The sequence below is a fragment of the Pseudomonas moorei genome, assembly GCF_008801475.1.
GTDB lineage: Bacteria > Pseudomonadota > Gammaproteobacteria > Pseudomonadales > Pseudomonadaceae > Aquipseudomonas > Aquipseudomonas moorei.
Genome location: NZ_VZPP01000021.1, coordinates 39,430 through 63,168, shown reverse-complemented (window position 1 = coordinate 63,168; position 23,739 = coordinate 39,430). Strand labels below are relative to the sequence as shown.

23 protein-coding genes and 3 pseudogenes are annotated in these 23,739 nt (G+C 59.5%); 7 read left to right on the top strand and 19 right to left on the bottom strand.

All coding sequences use genetic code 11. The features are described 5' to 3' along the window. Positions 1–187 precede the first annotated feature (187 nt). From F7R06_RS28555 to F7R06_RS28545, 3 genes are all read right to left on the bottom strand, one after another. On the bottom strand, positions 188–1,420 hold the full coding sequence (locus F7R06_RS28555) for an RNA polymerase sigma factor (RefSeq protein ID WP_090324662.1): 1,233 nt from the start codon (positions 1,418–1,420) through the stop codon (positions 188–190). Between the two features lies 1 nt (position 1,421). Next, positions 1,422–1,766: a YciI family protein gene (locus F7R06_RS28550; protein WP_090324664.1), complete on the bottom strand. Its 345-nt coding sequence runs from the start codon at positions 1,764–1,766 to the stop codon at positions 1,422–1,424. A gap of 78 nt (positions 1,767–1,844) precedes the next feature. Then, positions 1,845–2,270 (bottom strand): YybH family protein, encoded by a 426-nt coding sequence (locus tag F7R06_RS28545; protein ID WP_090324666.1) that lies wholly within the window; start codon positions 2,268–2,270, stop codon positions 1,845–1,847. Positions 2,271–2,411: 141 nt separating this feature from the next. On the opposite strand from F7R06_RS28545, the gene F7R06_RS28540 reads away from it, so the two are divergent. Continuing rightward, the gene (locus F7R06_RS28540) at positions 2,412–2,897 is read left to right on the top strand and encodes a GNAT family N-acetyltransferase (protein ID WP_090324668.1); all 486 of its coding nucleotides are present in this window, start codon (positions 2,412–2,414) and stop codon (positions 2,895–2,897) included. 31 nt (positions 2,898–2,928) lie between these two features. Here F7R06_RS28540 and F7R06_RS28535 read toward each other — a convergent pair whose 3' ends face one another. The 3 genes from F7R06_RS28535 to F7R06_RS28525 form a co-directional block, all read right to left on the bottom strand. Then, a complete protein-coding gene (locus F7R06_RS28535) occupies positions 2,929–3,417 on the bottom strand; it encodes a GNAT family N-acetyltransferase (RefSeq protein WP_090324669.1) in 489 nt (162 codons plus the stop codon). 98 nt (positions 3,418–3,515) lie between these two features. Further along, the gene (locus F7R06_RS28530) at positions 3,516–4,001 is read right to left on the bottom strand and encodes a GyrI-like domain-containing protein (RefSeq protein WP_090324671.1); all 486 of its coding nucleotides are present in this window, start codon (positions 3,999–4,001) and stop codon (positions 3,516–3,518) included. A gap of 66 nt (positions 4,002–4,067) precedes the next feature. Then, complete coding sequence (locus tag F7R06_RS28525) at positions 4,068–4,730, bottom strand: LysE family translocator (RefSeq protein WP_090324672.1); 663 nt, start codon at positions 4,728–4,730, stop codon at positions 4,068–4,070. 138 nt (positions 4,731–4,868) lie between these two features. On the opposite strand from F7R06_RS28525, the gene alaC reads away from it, so the two are divergent. Next, positions 4,869–6,086, top strand: a complete 1,218-nt coding sequence (gene alaC / locus F7R06_RS28520) for an alanine transaminase (protein WP_047532424.1) — start codon at positions 4,869–4,871, stop codon at positions 6,084–6,086. Positions 6,087–6,234: 148 nt separating this feature from the next. On the opposite strand, the gene F7R06_RS28515 is transcribed toward alaC, so the two are convergent. Next, a complete protein-coding gene (locus F7R06_RS28515) occupies positions 6,235–7,587 on the bottom strand; it encodes a GntP family permease (RefSeq protein ID WP_090324674.1) in 1,353 nt (450 codons plus the stop codon). 81 nt (positions 7,588–7,668) lie between these two features. After that, complete coding sequence (locus F7R06_RS28510; protein WP_090324675.1) at positions 7,669–8,202, bottom strand: gluconokinase; 534 nt, start codon at positions 8,200–8,202, stop codon at positions 7,669–7,671. A gap of 215 nt (positions 8,203–8,417) precedes the next feature. On the opposite strand from F7R06_RS28510, the gene gntR reads away from it, so the two are divergent. The 3 genes from gntR (at position 8,418) to F7R06_RS28495 (ending at position 10,946) form a co-directional block, all read left to right on the top strand. After that, positions 8,418–9,449 (top strand): HTH-type transcriptional regulator GntR, encoded by a 1,032-nt coding sequence (gene gntR / locus F7R06_RS28505; protein ID WP_090324676.1) that lies wholly within the window; start codon positions 8,418–8,420, stop codon positions 9,447–9,449. A 109-nt stretch (positions 9,450–9,558) separates the two neighbouring features. Then, the gene (locus tag F7R06_RS28500; protein WP_090324678.1) at positions 9,559–10,197 is read left to right on the top strand and encodes a glutathione S-transferase family protein; all 639 of its coding nucleotides are present in this window, start codon (positions 9,559–9,561) and stop codon (positions 10,195–10,197) included. A gap of 176 nt (positions 10,198–10,373) precedes the next feature. Continuing rightward, positions 10,374–10,946, top strand: coding sequence for a hypothetical protein (locus F7R06_RS28495; protein WP_090324680.1), 573 nt, complete (start codon positions 10,374–10,376; stop codon positions 10,944–10,946). Between the two features lie 53 nt (positions 10,947–10,999). Here the strand turns inward: F7R06_RS28495 and F7R06_RS31630 are convergent. The 6 genes and pseudogenes from F7R06_RS31630 to F7R06_RS28470 form a co-directional block, all read right to left on the bottom strand. Further along, a pseudogene (locus F7R06_RS31630) lies at positions 11,000–11,416 on the bottom strand (methyl-accepting chemotaxis protein); the annotation flags it as partial. A 126-nt stretch (positions 11,417–11,542) separates the two neighbouring features. After that, positions 11,543–12,319, bottom strand: a pseudogene (locus F7R06_RS31625) (PAS domain-containing protein); the annotation flags it as partial. A gap of 521 nt (positions 12,320–12,840) precedes the next feature. Beyond that, positions 12,841–13,854: an ABC transporter substrate-binding protein gene (locus F7R06_RS28485; protein ID WP_090324684.1), complete on the bottom strand. Its 1,014-nt coding sequence runs from the start codon at positions 13,852–13,854 to the stop codon at positions 12,841–12,843. Then, positions 13,851–14,399 carry a sigma-70 family RNA polymerase sigma factor gene (locus F7R06_RS28480; protein ID WP_090324686.1) on the bottom strand — a complete coding sequence of 183 codons (549 nt, stop codon included), beginning with the start codon at positions 14,397–14,399 and terminating at the stop codon, positions 13,851–13,853. The genes F7R06_RS28485 and F7R06_RS28480 overlap by 4 nt, the downstream gene beginning before the upstream one ends. A 218-nt stretch (positions 14,400–14,617) precedes the next feature. Continuing rightward, entirely contained in the window at positions 14,618–15,409 is a 792-nt protein-coding gene (locus F7R06_RS28475) for a phosphate/phosphite/phosphonate ABC transporter substrate-binding protein (RefSeq protein ID WP_090324687.1), read from the bottom strand. 49 nt (positions 15,410–15,458) lie between these two features. Next, positions 15,459–16,395, bottom strand: a pseudogene (locus F7R06_RS28470) (fatty acid desaturase); the annotation flags it as partial. Positions 16,396–16,724: 329 nt separating this feature from the next. Between F7R06_RS28470 and F7R06_RS28465 the strand changes: the two are divergent. After that, entirely contained in the window at positions 16,725–17,153 is a 429-nt protein-coding gene (locus tag F7R06_RS28465; protein ID WP_090324689.1) for a GNAT family N-acetyltransferase, read from the top strand. Positions 17,154–17,291: 138 nt separating this feature from the next. Here the strand turns inward: F7R06_RS28465 and def are convergent, their stop codons facing one another. From def to F7R06_RS28450, 3 genes are all read right to left on the bottom strand, one after another. After that, positions 17,292–17,831: a peptide deformylase gene (gene def, locus F7R06_RS28460; protein WP_090324691.1), complete on the bottom strand. Its 540-nt coding sequence runs from the start codon at positions 17,829–17,831 to the stop codon at positions 17,292–17,294. Positions 17,832–17,833: 2 nt separating this feature from the next. Continuing rightward, complete coding sequence (locus F7R06_RS28455; RefSeq protein ID WP_090324693.1) at positions 17,834–18,790, bottom strand: YihY/virulence factor BrkB family protein; 957 nt, start codon at positions 18,788–18,790, stop codon at positions 17,834–17,836. Between the two features lie 177 nt (positions 18,791–18,967). Then, positions 18,968–19,159 carry a CsbD family protein gene (locus F7R06_RS28450; protein WP_090324694.1) on the bottom strand — a complete coding sequence of 64 codons (192 nt, stop codon included), beginning with the start codon at positions 19,157–19,159 and terminating at the stop codon, positions 18,968–18,970. A gap of 199 nt (positions 19,160–19,358) precedes the next feature. On the opposite strand from F7R06_RS28450, the gene F7R06_RS28445 reads away from it, so the two are divergent. After that, positions 19,359–19,736 (top strand): hypothetical protein, encoded by a 378-nt coding sequence (locus tag F7R06_RS28445; RefSeq protein WP_090324700.1) that lies wholly within the window; start codon positions 19,359–19,361, stop codon positions 19,734–19,736. A 52-nt stretch (positions 19,737–19,788) separates the two neighbouring features. Here the strand turns inward: F7R06_RS28445 and fadD1 are convergent, their stop codons facing one another. Next, positions 19,789–21,486, bottom strand: coding sequence for a long-chain-fatty-acid--CoA ligase FadD1 (gene fadD1, locus F7R06_RS28440; protein WP_090324703.1), 1,698 nt, complete (start codon positions 21,484–21,486; stop codon positions 19,789–19,791). Positions 21,487–21,848: 362 nt separating this feature from the next. Next, positions 21,849–23,537, bottom strand: coding sequence for a long-chain-fatty-acid--CoA ligase FadD2 (gene fadD2 / locus F7R06_RS28435; protein WP_090324704.1), 1,689 nt, complete (start codon positions 23,535–23,537; stop codon positions 21,849–21,851). Between the last annotated feature and the right edge of the window lie 202 nt (positions 23,538–23,739).

Sequence of the window (23,739 nt, the reverse complement as noted above, 5' to 3'; positions counted from 1 at the left end):
GTGGGTCCAAGGCACAGCGGTGCATGCTCATGTTTCAACGGACAGGGTAATCAAGGCCGCCAAAACGAAAAGACCTTGAAAGGGATGGCCGTAAGGGCGAAACCGCCAGCCGCCGTTACCGCAGCAATGGATATGTACGCAATCAACCCAAAACCCGGTCGGCCCAGAGGCCGCCGATACACCCGCATCACCTCAACCCCCTGAGCCGCCCCCGGATAAAGCGCCGCTCCGGCTCCTGCCGAGTCAACTCCAGCGCCCGCTCATACGCCTGCCGAGCCTGCTCCACCCGCCCCAACTGCCGGCAAAACTCCGCCCGCGCCGAATGGGCCAAGTGATAATCCAGCAGCTCACCGCGCTCCAGAATCGCCTCGACCAGCGCCAACCCCGCCAACGGCCCATCCCGCTTCGACAGGGCTGCGGCGCGATTCAACTCGATCACCGGCGAAGGTACCGCGCGCAGCAACACGTCATAGAGACCGACAATCTGCGTCCAGTCGGTTTGCTCCACCGACGGCGCTTCGGCATGCACCGCTGCAATCGCCGCTTGCAGGCAATAAGGACCGAATCGCCGAGTGCCCAGCGCCCGCTCCACCAACGCACTGCCTTCGGCGATCATCTGACTGTCCCACAACGTTCGATCCTGATCATCCAGCAGGATCAACTCGCCACTCGAGGAGGTGCGCGCCGGGCGCCGCGATTCATGCAACAGCATCAGCGCCAACAGCCCCATCACCTCCGGCTCCGGCAACAACTCCATGAGCAAACGACCGAGCCGAATGGCCTCACGGGTCAAGTCTTCGCGGGTCACCTGCGCGCCGATGGACGCCGAATAACCTTCGTTGAACACCAGGTAAATCACCCGCAACACACTGTCGAGGCGTTCGGGCAGTTCCGCCAGGGTCGGCACCTGATAAGGGATTTTCGCGTCACGGATTTTCGCCTTGGCGCGCACGATGCGCTGGGCGATGGTCGCCGGTGCCGAGAGAAAGGCCCGGGCAATTTCTTCCGTGGTCAGGTCGCAAACTTCCCGCAGGGTCAGCGGTACCTGCGCGTCCGCCGCCAGTGCCGGGTGACAGCAGGTGAAAATCAGCCGCAGGCGGTCGTCTTCCACGTCCTCGTCACTCCAGTCGGCCTGCTCCAGCTCTTCCAACTGAGCGATCAACAGCGGACGAGACGCAGCGAAGCGCGCCCGTCGGCGCAACACATCGATGGCCTTGAAGCGCCCGGTGGACACCAGCCATGCCCGCGGATTGTCCGGCACACCGTCCCGTTGCCAGCGCTCGACCGCAATGAAAAACGCCTCATGCAAGGCTTCTTCGGCGAGGTCGAAATCGCCGAGCAAGCGGATCAGTGTCGCCAGAATCCGTCGCGACTCCTCACGATAAACCTGCTCGACTCGCTCCTTGACCGACACCGTCATCTCAAGGATTCAACTGGCGAACGGGGCGCACTTCGACACAACCGACCCGCGCCGCCGGGATGTCACCGGCGACCTGAATCGCTTCGTTGAGGTCCTTGGCATCGATGAGGTAGAAGCCGGCCAGTTGCTCCTTGGTTTCGGCGAACGGGCCGTCGGTGATCGACAACTTGCCGTTGCGCATGCGCACGGTGGTGGCAGTCTGCACCGACTCCAGCGCCTCGGCGGCGACCATCCGGCCACTGCCCTGGATCGACTCGGCGTACGCCATGCACTCCGCGTCCTTCGGGCTGTCCGGCAACGAATGCAGCAGGTGCTCGTCGCTGTAGACCAGGCATAAATATTTCATGAGCTTCTCCAGGATCGAAGATCAACTATGGCCGTGAATTGGCCGTTTGGCGCGGCTTCCCGATCAACAGCCCGACGTTCAGGGCTCCAGGTTGAACAGGGCCGTACCGCTCATCATGTCGAAGGGGGCCGACCAGTGTTCGTGGACAATGCGCCATTGTCCGGCCTCACGCCGGTAGCAGGCCGTCACGCGCATCCAGCATGCCTGGGTTTCACCCTTGTCATTGGTGCCGCCGCAGTGCGCCAGCCAATGGGCAAAGGCGATGTGCTCGTCGGCCACGATGTTGGTGTGGTCGAAGTCAAAGGTGTGCGGGCCCTGGCACATTTCCATGCATTCCAGCCAGTGTGCGCGGTAGGCGGCCTTGCCGCGAAACTGCAACGCCTTGACCGCGTCGTAGGAGACGATGTCGTCGGCGTACAGGGCCATGATTTTCTCGACGTCCTTGGCGATGACCGCCTGACGGTAAGTATCGATCAGGGTCTGGATTTCGTGTGTGGCGTTCATGGTGGTTCTCCGTGGTTTTTGTTGTGAAGACACCCTTAGTCGTCTGGCGATCCATCCGATCGACAGCCGAAATAAAAATAATCCATGAACGCAAACTCGCTAGAATCCGAGGCTCATTTCCGTTGGAAAAAGGACACTCCAGTGACAGCCCGACTCGTGCCTTACGAAAGCCTGAATGCGCTGCAGCGTCAGCAGGTCGAGGCCATCGAAGTGCATCCGGAACAAATCAGATTTTCTGGTGACATCCACGGTGCATTGCACACCCTGCTGTCCAGGCCCGGCCCCGGCGTCAAAGGATTTGCCCTGTTGGCCGACGCGATTCCCGTGGCCTTCCTGCTGCTCAAGCGCCCGCCGGTATTACCCGCCTGGGCCGACGAACACAGCGCCACCCTGCACGCCTTGCAGGTCGATCAGCGCGCCCAGGGCAAGGGCTATGGCAAGGCTTGCCTGCAGGACTTGCCCGGAGCGGCCCGCCAGGCCTGGCCGGAAATTCGCGGGCTGGAGCTGTCGGTGGATGCGGACAACGCAGCGGCCATTGCCCTGTATGTCAAATATGGTTTTGTCGACAGCGGCGAGGCGTACAAGGGACGGATCGGTTATGAGCGGCGGATGGGGTTGATGTTCTAGGCCCGCCACGCACCTGGGAGTCTGGTCGGGTTTAGAGACTGAGCACCATCTCATGCCACGCCATGCCGCCATGGTCCGAGGCCGATGGCTTGACGTAGGCAAAGCCGAACCCGGCGTACAGCGGGATATGCCGTTCCTTGCACATCAGGTTGACGCTGGTCTTGCCCATTGCGCGCATGCGCTCGATGAACTCGCCCATCAAACGCTTGGCCAGGCCCTGCCCCTGATAATCCGGATGCACCACCACCGACATGATCACCACGTGGGGCCCGGCCGGGTCGTGGCCGATCAGTTCCTTGAACGCTTCGTCCGACATCTCCACCTGAAACGCCGCACCGGAATTGATGAAACCGGCCACCACGCCGTCCACTTCGGCAACGATGAAACCTTCGGGCCACGTGGCGATGCGGGTGGCGATTTTTTCCCGCGTCGCCGCTTCATCGCCTTCGTAGGCAACGGTTTCGATGGCGTAGCAGCGGTCCAGATCGGCGGGCAGGACGTTTCGGATGACGGTGTTCATGGCAACTCGGAATCAGCGATGGGAAAGCCGGGGATCATAAATCAGCCTCCCCGTGACATCGAGAGACGAATCGTCGATACGTCTCTCGATGCGGCTGATCAGGCCTTGATCGGCAGCCAGATTTCCAGCTTTCCGGTGTTGAGCCTGGGGTTGAAGTCTTCGCTGTAGCGTTCGAATTCCGGGGCGTCCGCCGCTTCGTGCCCGGACTGAGGCAACCAGGTATCGCAGATGTAGCGAAAGGTCTGCGGCAAGGCGTCCAGCGGCCCCTTGTGCTCGAACACCGCGTAATACTGCGGCTGAATTTCTACCCAACGGTATTGCTCGGGCAAATCATCGAGCTTGCTGATCTCGACCCCGGCGATGTAATCAAAGCCACCCTTGCCATCGAAATTGCAGCAGACGCCGTAGGTGACTTCCCCCTTTTGACCCGGCACGTTGCCGATGTGGGGACCGAATTTTTCCCAGAGCGCGGGAATGCCTGCGGTGGTCTGCGGGGTGAAGGGGCCGCCAAGCCCTGCAATCAGCAGGAAGTGTCCGTGTTCGAAGCGGGGTTCCAACAATTCGACGCTTTTTTGCTCATCCATGACTCGACTCCTGGAAGGAAAAAGGGGTTCGGCTGGGAGTATAGAAGCCAAACCCGTTTCGCCCACCTACAGCGCGTGCAACTGTTCGACGGCGGCCGCACCGACGAACTCGTTGTAGCCAGAAAGAATCACGTACACCGCGAAATAGCAGAAGATCGCCGCCGATGCCATGTAGGAGTAACGCAGCAGCTTGTCGCCGAGCAACTTGCCGCCATGGCTCGCGGCAAAGCACAGGCCGGCGGACCACAGCAAACCGGCGCAGAGAAAACCGCCGAGGAACAGCGCCGAACTGAGCGGGCCACCGCCGCCTGATCGCGCGATCAACGTGCCACCCACCGCGGCAAACCAGAGAATCGCGCTGGGCGAGGACATGGCCAGGAAGATCCCGCGGAAAAACTCCTTGCGGTGCGAGTTGTGACCTACCTCGGCGGTTTCGGCCAACAGCGCTTCATGATGGATCGCCGAATAAATCATCTTCGCCGCGAAATACACCAGCATCGCCGAACCGCCGATCCACAGTACCCAACGCACGGTTTCGTATTGCAGCAAAACCGTCATGCCGGCCAGCGCCAGCACCGCGTAGATCAGGTCGCCGACGCAGGTGCCCAAGCCCAGTGCAAAGCCTTGAAAATAGCCGCGCTGCATGGCCAGGGTGATCATGGCGATATTGGCCACGCCAATGTCCAGGCACAGCGAAAGGCTCAGCAAGAAGCCACTGGTGAATTCCATCGTCCCAATTCCTTCGGAAAAATTTGTTTACATGGAGGCTGGACAGTCTGCCACAGCTGACCGTACATTCCGCACAGGTCACCGCAGTGACCAGCGTCGCTCGGACGGTTCCGGGCGCTTACGTTATCCGAGGCAACAATGGCCGAACAAGGTTCGCCGCGCCGCTTTGCGCGCATAGATCGACTCCCCCCTTACGTTTTCAACATCACCGCCGAGCTGAAGATGGCTGCCCGTCGTCGTGGCGAAGACATCATCGACTTGAGCATGGGCAACCCCGATGGCGCCACGCCGCCGCACATCGTCGAGAAACTAGTGACCGTCGCCCAGCGCGAAGACACCCATGGCTACTCGACGTCCAAGGGCATTCCGCGCCTGCGCCGGGCGATTTCCAACTGGTACAAGGATCGCTACGAGGTCGACATCGACCCGGAAACCGAAGCCATTGTCACCATCGGTTCCAAGGAAGGCCTGGCGCATCTGATGCTGGCGACCCTCGACCAGGGCGACACCGTGCTGGTGCCGAACCCGAGCTACCCGATTCACATCTACGGTGCCGTGATTGCCGGCGCCCAGGTGCGTTCGGTGCCGCTGGTGCCGGGCGTGGATTTCTTCGCCGAACTGGAGCGCGCGATTCGCGGCTCGATTCCGAAGCCGAAAATGATGATCCTCGGCTTCCCGTCCAACCCCACCGCGCAGTGCGTGGAGCTGGATTTCTTCGAGCGGGTGATTGCCCTCGCCAAGCAGTACGACGTGCTGGTGGTGCATGACCTGGCCTACGCCGACATCGTCTACGACGGCTGGAAAGCCCCGTCGATCATGCAGGTGCCGGGCGCCAAGGACATTGCGGTGGAGTTTTTCACCCTGTCCAAGAGCTACAACATGGCGGGCTGGCGCATCGGTTTCATGGTCGGCAACCCGGAACTGGTCAACGCCCTGGCACGGATCAAGAGTTATCACGACTACGGCACCTTCACCCCGCTGCAAGTCGCGGCGATTGCAGCCCTCGAGGGCGACCAGCAATGCGTGCTCGACATCGCCGAGCAATACCGCCAGCGCCGTAACGTGCTGGTCAAAGGCCTGCATGAGCTGGGCTGGATGGTCGAGAATCCAAAAGCGTCGATGTACGTCTGGGCCAAGATTCCCGAGGCGTATGCCCATCTGGGTTCGCTGGAGTTCGCCAAGAAACTGCTGGCCGAAGCCAAGGTCTGTGTCTCGCCAGGCGTGGGTTTTGGTGAGTACGGGGATGATCATGTTCGCTTCGCGCTGATCGAAAACCAGGACCGGATTCGTCAGGCCGTTCGCGGCATTCGCGGGATGTTCCGGGCCGATGGGTTGATCGCCAAATCCAGCGCCTGACAGAAAACCCTGTAGGAGCGAGCCTGCTCGCGATGGTGGGTCAGTTAACGTGTATGCAGCTGACACACCTTCGCGAGCTCGCTCCTACAAATAAATCACCCACAAAAAAACCGCATCGCTGCGGTTTTTTTGTGTCTGGCGTTTAGCTTTAAACGAACAACGACAACAGCAGAATGAAGCCCAGGCCCACCACCGACAGGATGGTTTCCATCGCGGTCCAGGTCTTGAAGGTTTCCGCCACGGTCATGTTGAAGTACTGCTTCACCAGCCAGAAACCGGCGTCGTTGACGTGGGACAGGATCAACGAACCGGCACCGGTGGCCAGCACCAGCAGCTCACGGTTCACGCCCGGAATCATCCCCACCACCGGCACCACGATGCCTGCGCCAGTGATGGTCGCCACGGTTGCCGAACCGGTCGCGATGCGGATCACCGCCGCCACCAGCCAGGCCAGCAGGATCGGCGAGATCTGCGCATTCACTGCCATGTGGCCGATCACGTCACCCACACCACTGGTCACCAGCATCTGCTTGAAGCCACCACCGGCACCGATGATCAGGATGATCGCGGCGGTCGGCGCCAGGCTCGCGTCCAGCCATTTCATCATCTGGCTGGAACCGATGCCCTGCTTGTAGCCGAAGGTATACAGCGACAACAGCAAGGCCAGCAGCAAGGCCGAGATCGGGTGACCGATCAGGTCCATGAAGGTGCGGAAGAAGTTGCCATCGGGCAGCACTACGTCGGCAAAGGTCTTGAGCAGCATCAGGAACACCGGCAGCAGCACGGTGACGAGGGTGATGCCGAAGCTCGGCAGATCGCCGGCTTCCGGCTCGCGAGCCAGTTGATCCACCAGTTCCTGATTAGGTTTGCCCGGGATGTACTTGGAAATGAAGGTGCCGTAGATCGGGCCGGCGATGATGGCCGTCGGCAGCGCAACGATCAGACCGTACAGAATGGTTTTGCCGATGTCGGCACCGAAAACGCCGATCGCCAGCAGCGGACCCGGGTGCGGCGGCACCAGGCCATGGACGGCGGACAGGCCGGCCAGCAACGGGATGCCGATCTTGATGATCGACACACCAGTACGACGGGCAACGATGAACACCAGCGGAATCAGCAGCACGAAGCCGATTTCGAAGAACAGCGGGATGCCCACCAGGAACGCGGCGAACATCATGGCCCACTGCACTTTATCTTTGCCGAAGGCGCGGATCAGGGTCTGGGCGATCTGGTCCGCCCCGCCCGACTCGGCCATCATTTTGCCGAGCATGGTACCCAGCGCGAGGATGATCCCGACGAAACCGAGCACGCCACCGAAGCCGTCCTGGAACGCCTTGATGATGGTGCCGATTGGCATGCCGGAAGTCAGCCCGAGGAAGGCTGCGGCGATGATCAGGGCAAGAAAGGGATGCAACTTGAACTTGGTGATCAGAACGATGAGCCCGATCACCGTGACCACTGCATCGAGCAGCAGGAACGTCTCGTGGGACATGCCAAACATTAGGGGTGTCTCCTGGTTGTTGTTGTTATTAAAGCGGGTAATTCGAAAGTCATAAGGACAGCGCTATCTCTGCGAGCAAAATCAACCGGCACGTTTCAAGCCATGGGCCAGCCACCAGTGGTGCGCCTGCACGGCCAGCTCATCGACGCTGTGGGTCGATGCATCGAGGGCCAGGGTCAGGGGCTCGCCGACGGGGGATTCGAGGGTGGCGAACTGGCTGTCGATCAGGGTCGACGGCATGAAGTGATCCGGCCGGTGGGAAACACGGTCGGCGGCGACTTCAGGGGTCAGTTCAAGAAACACGAAACCCAGGCCCGGCAAGGCACTGCGCAGGCGTTCGCGGTAAATGTGCTTGAGCGCCGAGCACGTCAGCACCGGGCGCTGACCCAGGGCGTCCACGCGACGCAACTCATCGCACAGGCTGTCGAGCCAGCCGGCACGGTCTTCATCGTTCAGGGGGATGCCCGCGCTCATCTTTTCGATATTGGCGGCAGGGTGAAAAGTGTCGCCTTCAATGGCAGTGGCGCCGCTGAGCTGGCACAGGGCCTCGCTGACGCACGTCTTGCCGCAACCGGCAACGCCCATGATGACCAGGGCGGTGATGGGATGATTCATGTAACACCTCAGCGCGCAGACAGCGCTACCTTTGCCAGTTATGACACTAGACCAAAAGTAGAAGTTGCCGACGCCTTCTTGTCATTTTTGTGGGTTGCAGCATGTTCGTTCCCAACGCCAAAAAGCGAGGATCAGGCAAACCCTCGCTCACGCATTTGCAGCTGCATCGAGACAGCGCTACCTTAGTGCCTTGAATTTTGTTTGGCAAGCCGTCGATGATCTCAACCAAAAACGATAAAAACACACGAACCACTGGCCGCCCTACCCTGAACGAAGTAGCCCGACTGGCCGGCGTCAGCCCGATTACCGCTTCGCGCGCCCTGCGCGGCGTCAGCACCGTGGCCGCTGAACTGGTGGAAAAAGTCCAGAAAGCGGCGCTTGAACTCAACTACGTGGTCAACCCGGCTGCCCGCGCCCTGGCCTCGGCCCAGAGCCATTCGGTGGTGGTGTTGGTGCCGTCGCTGTCCAACCTGTTGTTCATCGACACCCTGGAAGCCATTCATCAGGTGCTGCGTCCCAAGGGCTTCGAAGTGCTAATCGGCAACTTCCACTATTCCCGCGACGAAGAAGAAAACCTGCTGCGCAACTACATGGCCTATCAGCCGCGCGGCTTGCTGCTGACCGGTTTCGACCGCACGGAAAGTTCGCGGCGGATGATCGAAGCGAGCAACATCCCCTGCGTCTACATGATGGAGCTCGACAGCGCCGCCGGACTCAATTGCGTAGGTTTTTCGCAACTGGCTGCCGGCGAAACGGCGGCCGAACACTTGCTGTCCCGCGGGCGCAAGCGCCTGGCCTACATCGGCGCGCAACTCGACCAGCGCACGCTGCTGCGCGGCGAAGGTTTCCGCAAGGCCCTGCAAAAGGCCGGGTTGTATGACCCGGACCTGGAAGTCCTGACCCCGCGCGCCTCCTCGGTCGGCCTGGGCGGCGAACTGTTCCTGCAACTGCTCGCCAGTCATCCCGATGTCGATGCGATTTTCTTCGGCAACGACGACCTGGCCCAGGGAGCATTGCTCGAAGCCATGCGCTGCGGGATCAAGATCCCCGGGCAGGTGGCGATTCTCGGCTTCAACGACCTGCCCATGTCGGAACACATGGTCCCGCGCCTGAGCAGCATCAACACCCCGCGCGAGGCGATTGGTCGTCGTGCGGCGGAGCAAATGTTGACGCTGATGGCCGGCAACACCGTGGCCAAACCGGTGCAGGACATGGGGTTCGAGTTGAAGGTGCGCGAGAGCACGTAAGGACGGACCATAGGATTTCAACTAACCTTTTCAGAACAACGAATGTCGCCAACCGGTCCGCACCCTGCCAGTCTCCCGTAGCGCGTCAATTCGCTAACGGAGTCGCAAAATGGAACATGCACTGAAAATTCTCGGTAAAGCCTCCTCGATCAACGTCCGCAAGGTCTTGTGGACGTGCGAGGAGCTGGACCTGTCCTACACGCGTGAGGATTGGGGCAGCGGTTTTGCCTCGACCCACAGCCCCGAGTTTCTGCGGCTCAATCCCAATGCGCAGGTACCGGTGATCATCGATGAGAACGGGGTGCTGTGGGAGTCCAACACCATCTGCCGCTACCTGGCCGGCAAACACCACCATCACCATGCTGAACTGCTGCCCACCGATCCAGCCGCGCGCGCCCGGGTGGAACAGTGGATGGATTGGCAGGCGATCGAGCTCAATGCGTCCTGGAGCTATGCGTTCATGGCATTGGTGCGCAAGGATCCGGAGTTCCAGGACCCGCATCGAGTGGAGGTCAGCGTGCGTGGCTGGAATCAGAAAATGGGCATCCTCGAGCATCAGCTGGCAAGTACCAAGGCTTATGTTGCCGGGCCAAAATTCACCTTGGCCGATATCGTCGTCGGGCTGTCAGTCAATCGCTGGTTGATGACGCCGATCGAACGCCCCGATTTCCCGGCCATCGACGAGTATTTCAGGCGTTTGGCGCAGCACCCTGGATTCCTCAAGCATTGCTGCAATGGCCTGCCTTGAGGGTGCCAGTGAGCCCTTGCGGTAGAACTCTGCCGTTTGGCGGCAAGGCTTGACCGAAAACGCTCGTTGCCCGCCTGAAAAAATCACTCAAGACACTGATATATAAGATATTTTCCTTATAGGCATGCTAATTGCTCAACGCACAGCACCGCCATTACCCACAAGGTCTACATATCATGTTGGTCAGTGCAAAATCGAACATGGTCATGCCACTCGCCAAACGGCTCGGTGAAGATCCGAACGCCGAAGCCGCTGCCGGACTTCAGGGCGGCCTTCAAGGCGCCATGATGCAAGCGCTGCAAAACAATGTGCAGTCGCAAACCGCGCAGGCCAGCGAGCAGGTGCAGGCATCCGCCACCCAAATCGCCACTCAGCAGGTCAGCCAGGCCAGCACGATCAGCGACAACCTGGATGAAGCCTTCGCCAAGACCCGCGTGAACCTGCAAGCGACGACTGCAAGCTCACCGGCCGACACCCAGGACAAGGTCGGCAGTGGCTCGGCCACCGACGAATTCAAGGACTACATGAGCAAATCGCCCGAACAGCGTTTGCGCGACGATATTCTGCAAGGGATGGGACTCACGGAAGACGATGTGAAAGCCATGCCTCCTGCGCAACAATTGGCGATCGGCAAAGAGATCGCCGAGCGTATGCAAGACAAGGTGAAACTGGCGCAGACCGAGAAAGACACCGGCAGCAGAGATAAAGGCAGCAGCCAGGTGGTCGACAAGTTCCTCGCTTCGCTTTGATGGCGCCGGAACCAAAAGGGGCCTCTTCCGGGGCCCCTTTCATCGGATCACAATTAATTCAACTGCAAGGTCGAATTGAACTGGCTGATGGCATCCACCACATGCCGCGACCCTTGTTGAATCTCCAGAATCACTTCCCCCGCCTCATTTGCCAGCTCTACCCCGAGCCCGGTTCGACTCAAGCTCGACTGCATGCTCGACACCGCGCTCAATGACAAATCGTGGTTCTTGCGCACCACTTCGACAATTTCCACCGTCGCCTGGCTGGTGCGTGCGGCCAGGCTGCGCACTTCGTCGGCCACCACCGCGAACCCGCGCCCATGCTCGCCAGCACGGGCTGCCTCGATCGCGGCGTTGAGGGCCAGCAGGTTGGTCTGATCGGCAATGCCGCGAATGGTCTGCACAATGGTGCCGATGATGTCGGACTGTTTGCTGACGGCATCGATGCTCACCGCCGCTTCGTTCAAGTCCCGGGAAATGTCCTGGATGATCTGCACCGTTTGCTGCACCACCTCCGATCCTTTGCGCGCGCAGGCGTCGTTTTGAACCGAGGTGCTGTGGGCCGATTCCGCGGCCGTTTGCAGGGTGGTGACCTGCTCGGTGATGTTGCTGGCGAACTTCACCACTTTGTACAGCCGGCCTTTGGTGTCGAACAACGGGTTGTAGGACGCCTCCAGATAAACCATGTGGCCGAACTTGTCCTTGCGTTCGAATCGGTGCGAGTGGTATTCGCCGCGATTGAGTGAGGCCCAGAACGCTCTGTAGTTGGGCGATTCACTTTCGCTGCGGTGGCAAAACATACTGTGATGCTGGCCGACGATTTCATTGAGCGAGTAGTGCATGGTTTTCAGGAAGTTTTCGTTGGCCGTGATCACCTTGCCGTCGGGGGTGAACTCGATCACCGCCATGGAACGCCCGATCGCCGCGAGCATGCTTTCGTTTTGATGTTCTTCGTAGACTCTGGCGGAGATGTCGGTGGCGATTTTAATCACACTGCGTACTTGCCGGTCTGGCCCGTACACCGGCATGTAGCTGGCCTCGAGCCAGATCTCCTTGCCGCCCTTGTTCAAGCGCAAAAAGGTGCCGCTGACGGGTTCGCCACGGGCCAGGTCGCGCCACAACTTGGCGTACTCTTCGCTGCGGTAAAACGCCTCTTCACAAAATATCCGGTGGTGCTTGCCGCGGACTTCTTCAACGCTGTAACCCATGGCGCTGCAAAAGTTTTCATTGGCATCGAGCACAATGCCGTCCGGGGTAAATTCAATCATCGCCATCGAACGGCTGATGGCGGCCAACTTGGCGTTGGCCTCGCCCAGCGCACAGCTGAAACGTTCGATTTCCTGCAGGTCAGCCTTGTGATGTAGGTTGAACATGTTCGTACCACCTTGAGCGCGGTCTTTTGATTAATGAAAGTTGCTGATCTTTCACATCCACCACTACGTTCCACAGAACAGGTACACGCGCCCCTCCACGGGAAGGACTTGTCAGGTGATAAATGATGTTTAATCGGAGGGTCCTTTTAACGACACTCTTATCAAGACATCCTTCTCTTGATAGCCCGGAATCGGGCCAGCCCTAACGTACTCAAAAGCAAACTCCCTTTACCCGATTGCTCCATTTTGCCCCGCCTCGGTGCCTTGGAATGCGCACTCTCACGGTTAAACGCCGGTCACCCGAAGGCCACCGACATAGTTAGTTACAGATGAGCATAGACAGCCGTCATGGCTAAGCAAGGCCACTAGTCGGCCAGTATTGAGGACAAAATCGGTTCAGCGGAAAGGGCTGACAATGCGTGTCGTCGATGGACTGACACGACCGGCGCTGACCGCGCCATGGGAGGGATAAGGCTGCTGACCGCTTCGCGGGCAGGCCCGCGAAGTCTTCAGTCCAATAACTACAAGCTCGCGCTCACCTTGCTGGCCACTTCACCCGGCACCCAGCCTTTCCAGACCTGCGGTTGATCACGCAAAAAACCTTCGGCGACTTCTCGCGGCTTTTGTCGTTTTTCACTCATTTGGCCCAGGGTCTGGTTCAGCAGATCAATCGGCAGATCGACTTTCTCGAAGAACGCCACCAGGTCCGGGTACTGCGCCTTGAACGGTGCGGACACGCCAATGGCGAGGCTAGCCGGCATCGAGCGGGTGCCTTTGGGGTGCGGGTTGCTGGCATCGGCCAGGGTTTTCCAGGCGTCGGCATCGAAGGCCGGCTCGTCGAGTTTGACCAGTTTGAAACGCCCCAGCAGCGGCGTCGGTGACCAGTAATAGAACAGCACCGGTTTACCCCGACGAATCGACGAAGCCACTTCGGCATCCAGCGCCGCGCCAGAGCCGGTACGGAAGTTGACGTAGCTGGCCGTCAGGTCATAGGCCTTGAGTTTCTGACTGTTGACGATCTCCGAGGTCCAGCCGGTGGGGCTGTTGAGGAAGCGCCCACGGCTCGGGTCTTCGGGATCGCGGAACACGTCCTTGTAACGCGCCAGGTCGGCCACGGATTTCAGATCCGGTGCCAGGGGTTTGATGCCGCGCTGTGGATCGCCCTTGATCACATATTCCGGCACCCACCAGCCTTCGGTGGCCCCCTTGACCGTGTCGCCCAGGCCAAACACTTTGCCCTCCGCCGCGGCTTTGACCCACGCCGGACTGCGCCCGGCCCATTCTTCGCCGATCACTTGAATGTCATTTTTGGCCAGCGCCGCCTCAAGGCTGACGGTGCTGCCCGGCAAGGTGTCAGTCGGATAGCCGTAACCCTTTTCGACGATCAGGCGCAGGATTTCGGTAATCAGACTGCCGCTCTCCCACGTGATGTCGCCGAAGTCGATGGGCGCGGTTTTTTGCGCCGCCGGTGCCTGGCTGGCCATCAGGCTCAGGGCCAGCAGTGAACTGCCGAGCAGGGTTTTGATCGATTTCATGCGGACCTCTGGGTCAGGAGTAACGGGTTCAGGGATTGGTTAGCGATGAGCTGGGTGCACAGGGCTTGGGAGCGAGTCATATAGGTGCTGACCGAACGCTGGGAAATGCCCAGTTCGGCGGCAATTTGCGGGTAGGTCAAACCGTCGATCCGCGACAGCAGAAAGGTTGCCCGGACCTTGCCTGGAAGACGCGCCAAGGAGCGCTCGAGGCCATGTAAGGCCTGGGTCAGTTGCGCCAGTTCTTCAGGCGAAGGCGCCGATAACCGTTCAACCTGTTGCAACTGATCGAGGTGGCGACGTTCCAGGTCGCGACGGCGCCAGCGCTGATAGATCAGGCGCCGCGCAATGGTGGTCAACAACGCACGAGGCTCTCGGATGGAGAGGGCTGCGGGCGACTCGAGCAACTGCACAAAGGTGTCGGAGGCAATGTCTTCGACACTGGAAGCAGAACCCAGATACTGGCGCAATCGAGTGCAAAGCCAGGGGTAATGGGCGCGGAACAATCCGCCCACGTCGTTGCGATGGGAAAAGTCGGCGCCGGACATAGAGGCTCCAAAGGTCAGGGGTCGCTGAATGTCCGGTGGTCCGGTGCCGCGATCCTAGCAAGGAGCCTTATTCATTAATAATATTTAAATGTCATTTTTATATTCCATTATGGAATTTAACTGATCGCCGTCTGATCAATCCCATCGCGAGCAAGCCACGTTCCCACAGACGCGGCTCGCCCGCGAAAAAATGGATCTGTCGACGCCCATCCAAAAGCTCAGCGCAACCGCCCATACCCCAACGCCTCGGCTTCCATCTGATAGTCGAGAACCACCTGATAGTCGCTTTCACTGGCAGGCAACACCTCTCGCAAACCCAGTAACTCCGCTACATCCGGTAATTCGTGCAACGTTTGATTCATCACCCGTCGAAGTTCTTCGACCTGCTCATCGTTAAGCTTGGCAGCTGTGATGTACGGCAAGGTCGGGCTGAAGGCGCTGCGAGCGACGACACGCAAACCCGCCACTTCTTCCTCGGCGTGGCGCGCCAGATAGGCGAAGGTCACGCTGTCGATGGCGGCCAGGTCGGCCAGGTCTTCGCGCAACCAGCGCAGGCTTTCGCGGTGGCTGCCGCTGATGCCGACCTGGGCAAAAAACCGCCCGTCGCGCTGCAAGGGCGCCAGCCGATGACGCAGCAGATTCATGCCGCTGTTGGAGTCTTCGCCATTGATCACGCCACGGCTGTCGCGAAAATCCGCCAGGGCTCGCCGTGTATTGATGGCCCGGCTCACCAGCAGGCTGCAATGATGGCCGTCGGTGCTGTCCGCCAGCTCATAGCGTGGCCGCCCCACCAACCGCACCTGACCGCGCAATGCCGTCATCAGCGGGTAGCCGCAGGTTTGGGTCAACAGCAGTTGCGGGGATCGCCAGAGTTCCAGCAATGGCAGATCCTCGACATGACGACGCGTGACGCCCAGCCGCCCAACGATCTGCGCCAGCCAGCGTTCGTTAGCCTGGCGGATGGGCTCGGGAGCGACGTACATCAGTAATTCAGCAATGTCTTGAGTCATCAAAAATCTTCCCTGCAACAAACTCCCCCGTAGGAGCGGGCAAGTCTCGGTGAAACGGATGCTGTGGACTGTCGATGGCCTTCGCCCAATGTTCGCGCCACAACTGACCATACCCCTGCACCAGAAACCCTCCACTGCGCGCCAGCCATTGCTCGCGTCGGGCGCGATAGGCCCGTGGCAGGTCACCAGGGCAACCCCGGCAAATCATGGTGCACCAGGTGCAGGTTGAGGTTGAGAAACAGCCAGCGCCAGGGCCACGCCGCTTCGTTGAGTACCGTGCGTTGCTGCGGTGCCGCGTGCGGGCGATGTTCATAGTAGGAGCGGATCATCGCAATCGACAGCGCCGGCACACTGATCAGCAACAGGTAATGCCACACCGGTATCAGGCTGAAGCGCGCAATGAACAGCAACATGAGCAGCGTCAGCGCACTATGGCTGAGCCACATCAGCCAGGCCTGGCGATCGCCGTTTTTGAGCCGTTGCAGCGTCTCCCGGACCAACGCCAGCAAGGCCAGTGGCGCACCGATGACGAAGCGGCCGAGCACGGTTTTGTTCAGCCGATGCAGGCCCTGCTCGAACAACGAACTGCCCTGCCATTGCTCGGCACTCAGGTAGCGGCTTTCAGGATCGCGACCGGGGATGGTCAGGTCTTCATCGCGGTGATGCAGCAAATGGCTGTCGCGATACAGGGTGTAGGGATACCAGACGGCGAATGGCGCGTAGCCGAGGACTTTGTTCAGCGCTGGCCAGCGCGTGGGATGACCGTGGAGCAATTCATGCTGCACCGACAGCCACAGCACCACCAGGGGAATCAGCAACAACGTGCTCCACCACAGGCCCAACTGCGGGCTGGCCAGGACAATGCCGAACCAGGCGCCATAAACGCCGATCAGCAACAGCCAGGTCGGCCACTCGGTGCGAGCCGTCAGGCGTTGGCGCAGGGTCTCGATTTCTTCTCGGTGGGCAGCATCGAAGTAATGGGGCATGGCGTTGCTCGGATCGGGATCAATTCCCTTCTGTGCAACGACGCCGGGTTTTCTTGCAGATTTTTTCACTGGACGAACAACGGGAGCCCGAGGACCGGGCTCCCTGATCACGGGATCAATGACCGAAAATATCGACCTTCTTGGCCTTCTTCTCCGCACGCTTCTCAATGGCGGTTTTTGCCGGTTTTTTCTTCGCTGCTTTCTTTGAATCCATACCTTTGGACATGATGCGTACTCCACTCACACGGGATGTGAGATCAGGTATACACCTATCCTTGGGGTCCCGTTCTTTTATAATCGCCCGCTTTGCACACCGACAGTCCGGTCCCATGCCCAACACTCAATACACCCGGCTCGATGAGCCGTTATGGCCGTTGATGAACAAGTTTTATCGCGCCCACCAATCCTCGATGAAAGCGGTCCGCGACGCGCAATTGTGGGTTGCCCGGCGCGACGAAATCGTCGGGGCGTTGTGTTTGCGTCCGGTGTCCGGCGGGCATTGGCTGACGGGGTTGTTTGTCGATCCGGCCTGTCGCGGGCAAGGCATCGCTGCTGCGTTGATCGCCGCCGCGGTGAAGGACGCCGAAAACCCCGTCTGGCTGTTCTGCCACCCGGACTTGCGCGGTTTTTATGAGCGTCGCGGCTTTGTCTTCGATCCAGAGATGCCCTATGCCATGGCCGAGCGCCTGAGCCGTTATGCCCGCAGCAAACCGATGATCGCCATGGGCCTGGAACCATTGGTCAGGACCACAGGGTGATCGGAAAGTCGGAGCGGATGACGCTGCGGTTTGTAAAACCTGCAAAGTGACGCCCGCCTGAAGCCGGCTTGTCGGCTCCAGGCGGTGATGGCTCCGTCGCTGTTGCTGACAAGCCAGCGCCTGCAGGGTTTTGCGTCGTTAATCGTCGGCGTTCGGATCAAGGTCCGGAAACATCACCTCGGTAAACCCGAACTTGCTGAAATCGCGGATGCGCGACGGGTACAACCGGCCGATCAGGTGGTCGCACTCATGCTGCACCACTCGCGCATGGAACCCGGAGGCGATGCGCACGATGGGCTCGCCCTTGGGGTCGAAGCCCTCGTAGCGAATGTGTTGATAACGATCCACGGCGCCGCGCAAACCGGGCACCGACAGGCAACCTTCGAAGCCCTCTTCCAGGGTCGGACTCAGCGGGGTGATCAACGGATTGATCAGGATCGTCTGCGGCACCGCTTCGGCATCCGGATAGCGCTCGCTGTGCTCGAAGCCGAAGATCACCAGTTGCAGATCGACACCGATCTGCGGCGCAGCCAGGCCGACACCGCCCACGCTTTCCATGGTCTGGAACATGTCGTCGATCAATTGCCACAGTTCCGGGCTGTCGAACATCTCGGCCGGCACTGGCGGGGCAATGCGCAGCAGGCGCTCATCGCCCATTTTCAGAATTTCACGGATCATGGTCAGGCTTCGTCAGTGGTCGGTTTGAGCGAGTGATCCCGGCCCAGTCCCGACACATGGTGTTTGGGTTCGATGCTCGGGCCGTGCTCGCCGGGGACTTTTTCACCCGGGTCCTTGCCTTCCTTGGACATGTGCTCGATCACCGCATTCATCTCGGCACCGAGCAGCAGCACCGCGGAAGAAATATAGAAGTACAGCAACAGCACGATGATCGCGCCGATACTGCCATACATGGCGTTGTAGTTGGCGAACTCCTTGACGTAGAAACCGAAGCCCAGGGACGCGATGATCCACACCACCACCGCCAGCACCGAGCCCGGCGTGATGAAGCGGAACTCCTGTTTGACGTCGGGCATCACGTAGTAGATCAGGGCCACGGCCACCATCAACAGAATCACGATCACCGGCCAGCGCGCGATGGTCCACAGCGTGACGATGAAGTATTCGAGGCCGACTTGCGACGCGATCCAGCCCATCACTTGTGGCCCGAGCACCATCAGCGCGGCGGCAATCAACAGCATGCCGGCGACGCCGACGGTGTAGATGATCGACAGCGGAAAACGCTTCCACGCCGGCCGGCCTTCGACCACATCGTAGGCGGCGTTCATCGCGCTCATCATCAGCCGCACGCCAGCCGAGGCCGTCCACAGGGCGATCACGATACCCACTGAAAGCAGCCCACCCTTGGACTGCTGGAGCTGGTCGATCACCGGGTTCACTTGCTCCAGGGCCTGAGGCGGCAGTACCAGTTCAGATTGAAGGCGCAGCCAGGAGAAGAAGTCCGGCAAGTGCAGGAAACCGATCAGGGCGATCAGGAACAGAATGAACGGAAACAGCGAAAACAGCATTTGATAGGCCAGCGCCGAGGCATAGGTCGACATCTCGTCGTCGATGAACTCGGTGACCGTGCGCACCATCACACGATGCAAGGGCAGACCTTTCATGTCCGGGAAAATCATTAGCGTCTCCATTCGCCGCAAACAAAATGGTGGGTTAAGTCGTGGCGACTCAAGGGCCGTTTTCTACATCAAAATACTCTAGCTGGCGACTTTGAAACAATTTCAGGGTTCAAGTTCAGGCTGACACAAAAACGGCCATCCGCGGATGGCCGTTTCTTGCCTTTATTAAAGGCTGAGTTACGCCTTATCGATGCCTTTCTTCAGGGCATCCTTGGCTTTACCAACGGCTTGTTGGGCTTCGCCTTTCTTTTCCTGCATCACGCCTTCGGCGCGCATTTTGTCATTACCGGTGACTTTGCCCACGCCTTGCTTGACGTTACCGGCTGCTTCGTTGGCCATGCCTTTAACTTTATCGCCAGTGCTGCTCATGGTGTTTCTCCTGTGAACATCTCGATGAAAAAGGTCGTTACACAAGGTTGACCGGAGGCGTTTGCACGGAGTTTCATTTATTTTCACCTCGCCATTTCATCGTTCAACGCAGGTTGGGCTTTATGTTTGCCCGACAACCCCCGAGAATGCGCAACGTATTCAGGCCATGGCGCTGAAGATCCAATCCCGTAGGAATGTTATGAAACTCGATAAAAAGCAGGCCATTGCCCGCAGAAACCAGGAACTCGGCGGTGCTGTGCTTGGCGTCAACAACTGCCATTTCACTGAATTGAACCGCAACCGCAACATTTGGTGGTTCGATATTCCGGTCGCGCGTCTGGCCATTGGTCAGTACGAGTGGATTCACCTGCTGATGCACACCCCGGAAACCGACGAGCTGTTGCACCTGAAAGTGCCAACGGTATTCCTGCGCGAGAAACTCGAAGGCCTGGTGGTGCGCAACCAGGGCAAGCGCAAGGCTGCATTGAGCCTGGAACTGAGCGCCGACAAGGACTCGTACCTGCAGGACATGCGCCCGGCGGGCACCAACGTCAATTTCGCGCCGTTCCGCCAATAACCCTCGCCACAAGAGTACTAACAAAAAGCCCCGCATCGGCGGGGCTCTTTGATTAGGCGGCGTTCTTCGCCTTGATCTTCTTCAACTCTTCATCCCGCAACTCGCGACGCAGGATCTTGCCAACGTTGGTGGTCGGCAATGCATCGCGGAACTCCACGGAGCGCGGCACCTTGTAGCCGGTGACGTTGGCGCGCATGTGCTCCATCACCTGTTCCTTGGTCAGGGTCACGCCCGGTTTGGCTACGATGAAGATCTTGATCGCCTCCCCCGACTTCTCGTCCGGAATACCAATGGCCGCGCATTGCAACACGCCCGGCAGGGTCGCCAGTACGTCTTCCAGCTCGTTGGGGTACACGTTGAAACCGGACACCAGGATCATGTCTTTCTTGCGATCGACAATGCGCATGTAGCCATCGGGCTGGATCAGCGCGATGTCACCGGTCTTCAACCAGCCTTCGCTGTCGAGGATTTCATCGGTGGCTTCCTGACGCTGCCAGTAGCCCTTCATGACCTGCGGACCTTTCACGCACAGTTCGCCGATTTCCCCCATTGGCCGTTCCACGCCGGCATCGTCGATGACTTTGCACAGGGTCGACGGCACGGGAATGCCGATGGTGCCGATCTGAATGTTCTGGATCGGGTTGACCGTCGCCACCGGGCTGGTTTCGGTCATGCCGTAACCTTCGCAGATGGCGCAACCGGTGACCGCTTTCCAGCGTTCGGCCGCAGCCAGTTGCAGGGCCATGCCGCCGGACAGGGTGATTTTCAGCGCCGAGAAATCCAGCTTGCGGAAACCTTCGTTATTGCACAGGGCGACAAACAGGGTGTTGAGGCCGACGAAACCGCTGAACTTCCACTTCGACAGCTCCTTGACCATCGCCGGCAGGTCGCGCGGGTTGCTGATCAGGATGTTGTGGTTGCCGATCAGCATCATCGCCATGCAGTGAAAGGTGAACGCATAGATGTGGTACAGCGGCAGCGGCGTGATCAGGATCTCGCAGCCTTCATTGAGATTGGAGCCCATCAGCGCCTTGCACTGCAGCATGTTCGCCACCAGGTTGCGGTGGGTCAGCATGGCGCCCTTGGCCACGCCGGTGGTTCCGCCGGTGTATTGCAACACCGCCACGTCGCTGCTGGCCGGGCTGGCTTCCGCCACTGGCTGGCCATGCCCCTTGCTCAACACGTCATTGAACTTGACGGCTTTTGGCAGGTGGTACGCCGGGACCATCTTCTTCACGTACTTGATGACGCTGTTGATCAACAGGCGCTTGAGCGGTGGCAGCAGGTCGGCCACTTCGGTGACGATCACGTGCCTGACGCCAGTCTTTGGCACCACGGTCTCGGCCAGGTGCGCCATGTTGGCCAGGCACACCAGGGCCTTGGCGCCGGAATCGTTGAATTGATGTTCCATTTCCCGCGCGGTGTACAGCGGGTTGGTATTGACCACAATCAAGCCAGCGCGGATGGCACCAAAGACGGCAATCGGGTACTGCAGCACGTTGGGCAGTTGCACGGCGATTCGATCGCCAGGCTGCAAATCGGTATGCTGTTGCAGGTAAGCAGCAAAGGCACCGGACAATTCGTACAGTTCACCGTAGGTGATTGTCTTGCCCAGGTTGCTGAACGCCGGCTTGTTGGCGAAGCGTTGGCAGGATTGCTTCAACACTGCCTGAATATTCGGATACTCGTCTGGATTGATGTCGGCAGCAATTCCAGCTGGGTACTTATCCTTCCAAAAGTCTTCGTTCATGGAAGCCCACTCCTCAGCAACGCGAATTCAGCACCGCATTTGATGCGATTATTATTGGTGTTTGTTTATTGGTGAGTCTGGCTTTTTACAAGGCCGAGAAGTCACAAAGCGCGCCGAGAGTAGCAGCTTTGCCAAGGGTCGACTAGAGCCAAAAGCGGCCTCTACGGTCACTTTTGTGACTCAAGAATGACAAGCGGTCATTTTAGAGCAAAAATTCTATAAAGCCCTGAAAGCCCCGAAAATCGGGGCTTAAATCTATGCAGGAGCGAGCTTGCTCGCGAAAAACTCGAGGCCGCCGCGGGGCATCCGGCTTCACTCGTCATGGTTCAAGACCATCGCGAGCAAGCGCGGCCATTCACCGATCAGGCGATATCGCGCAATTCCCGTCGCAGGATCTTGCCCACCGGCGTCATTGGCAGCGACTCACGCAACACGATGTGCTTGGGCACTTTGTACGCCGTGAAGTTTTCCTTGCAGTACGCCTTCAGCTCTTCAAGGCTGACACCCGTTTCTCGGGCCACCACAAACAACTTCACTGCTTCGCCCGAGCGCTCGTCCGGCACCCCGATGACCGCGCAGTTGGCGACTTTCGGATGGGCCATGACCACGTCTTCAATCTCGTTGGGGTACACGTTGAAACCCGAGACGATGATCATGTCCTTCTTGCGATCGACAATGCGTACAAACCCGTCAGGGTCGATCACCGCGATGTCACCGGACTTGAACCAGCCCTCGGCATCCAGCACTTCAGCGGTGGCTTCGGGCTTCTGCCAGTAGCCCTTCATGATCTGCGGGCCCTTGATGCACAGTTCGCCGCGCTCGCCCAACGGCTGCTCGACGCCTTCATCGTTGATGACCTTCAGCGTGGTGCCCGGCACCGGCAAACCGACCGTGCCGATGCGCGACTGGTCGCCATAGGGGTTGGTGCAAGCCACTGGCGAGGTTTCCGTGAGACCGTAGCCTTCGGTGATGCGGCACCCGGTCAGTTGCTCCCAGCGCTCGGCAGTGGCCTTGACCAGCGCGGTGCCGCCGGAATTGGTGAGCTTGAGGCTGGAGAAATCCAGGGTCTTGAAATCGGGATGATCCATCAGCGCGACAAATAGCGTGTTGAGGCCCAACAGTGCCGAAAACCGCCAGTTCTTGAGTTCCTTGATAAAGCCGCCGATGTCCCGCGGATTGGTGATCAGCACGTTATGGTTGCCCGTCACCATCATGCACATGCAGTTCGCCGTGAAGGCATAGATGTGGTACAGCGGCAGCGGCGCGATCATCACTTCCTGTCCTTCGCGCAGCAGCGGGTGGCCGTCGACGGCGGTCTGACTGAGGCAGGCCCGCGCCTGCTGCATATTGGCCACCAGGTTGCCGTGGGTCAGCATCGCGCCCTTGGCCAGCCCGGTGGTACCACCGGTGTATTGCAGCACCGCGATGTCATTGAGGCCGGCGTTCAGCGGCTTGATCCCCAGACCCCGGCCCAGGCGCAGCGCACTCTTGAAGGAAATCGCCTGGGGCAAATGATAGGCCGGGACCATTTTCTTGACCTTGCTGACCATGGTGTTGACCAGCCAACCCTTGGCGGCAGGCATCAGGTCGCCCATCTTCGCTTCAATCAGGTACTGCAGGTCGGTGTCAGGCACTACTTCCTGGACCTTGGCACCGAACATGTTCAGGTACACCAGCGCTCGGGCACCAGAATCCTTGAACTGATGACGCATCTCCCGAGCGGTGTACAGCGGGTTGGTATTGACCACGATCAACCCGGCGCGCAACGCGCCGAACACGGCGATCGGGTAATGAAGGACGTTGGGCATCTGCACCGCGATGCGATCCCCCGGCACCAGGTCGGTGTGGGCTTGCAGGTAACCGGCGAAGGCCGCGCTATAGCGTTCCAGTTCAGCGTAGGTCAGGGTGACACCCATGTTGCTGAACGCCGGGCGGTCAGCAAACTTCTTGCAGGAACGTTCGAACACCTCGATCACCGACTTGTAGGCACCCGCTTCAATGTCCAGGGGCACGCCGGCCGGGCGTTTGTCATTCCAGAAATCAGGTTGCATTGTTCTTGTCCTCTTTACCTGAACCTATCCGGGGCCGCTTTTCTGTCATTTCTCTCGATATCCCTCTACAAGCAGAAAAGCGAAAAGCGGAGCTTCACGGACACTAGCAGCTATGGCGAATCAGGCAAATATGCACACGGGCGTCATAGATCGTGTGAATCTTCCTGCCGTGGCGTGAGCTGATCAGACGCCCGATGCAGGA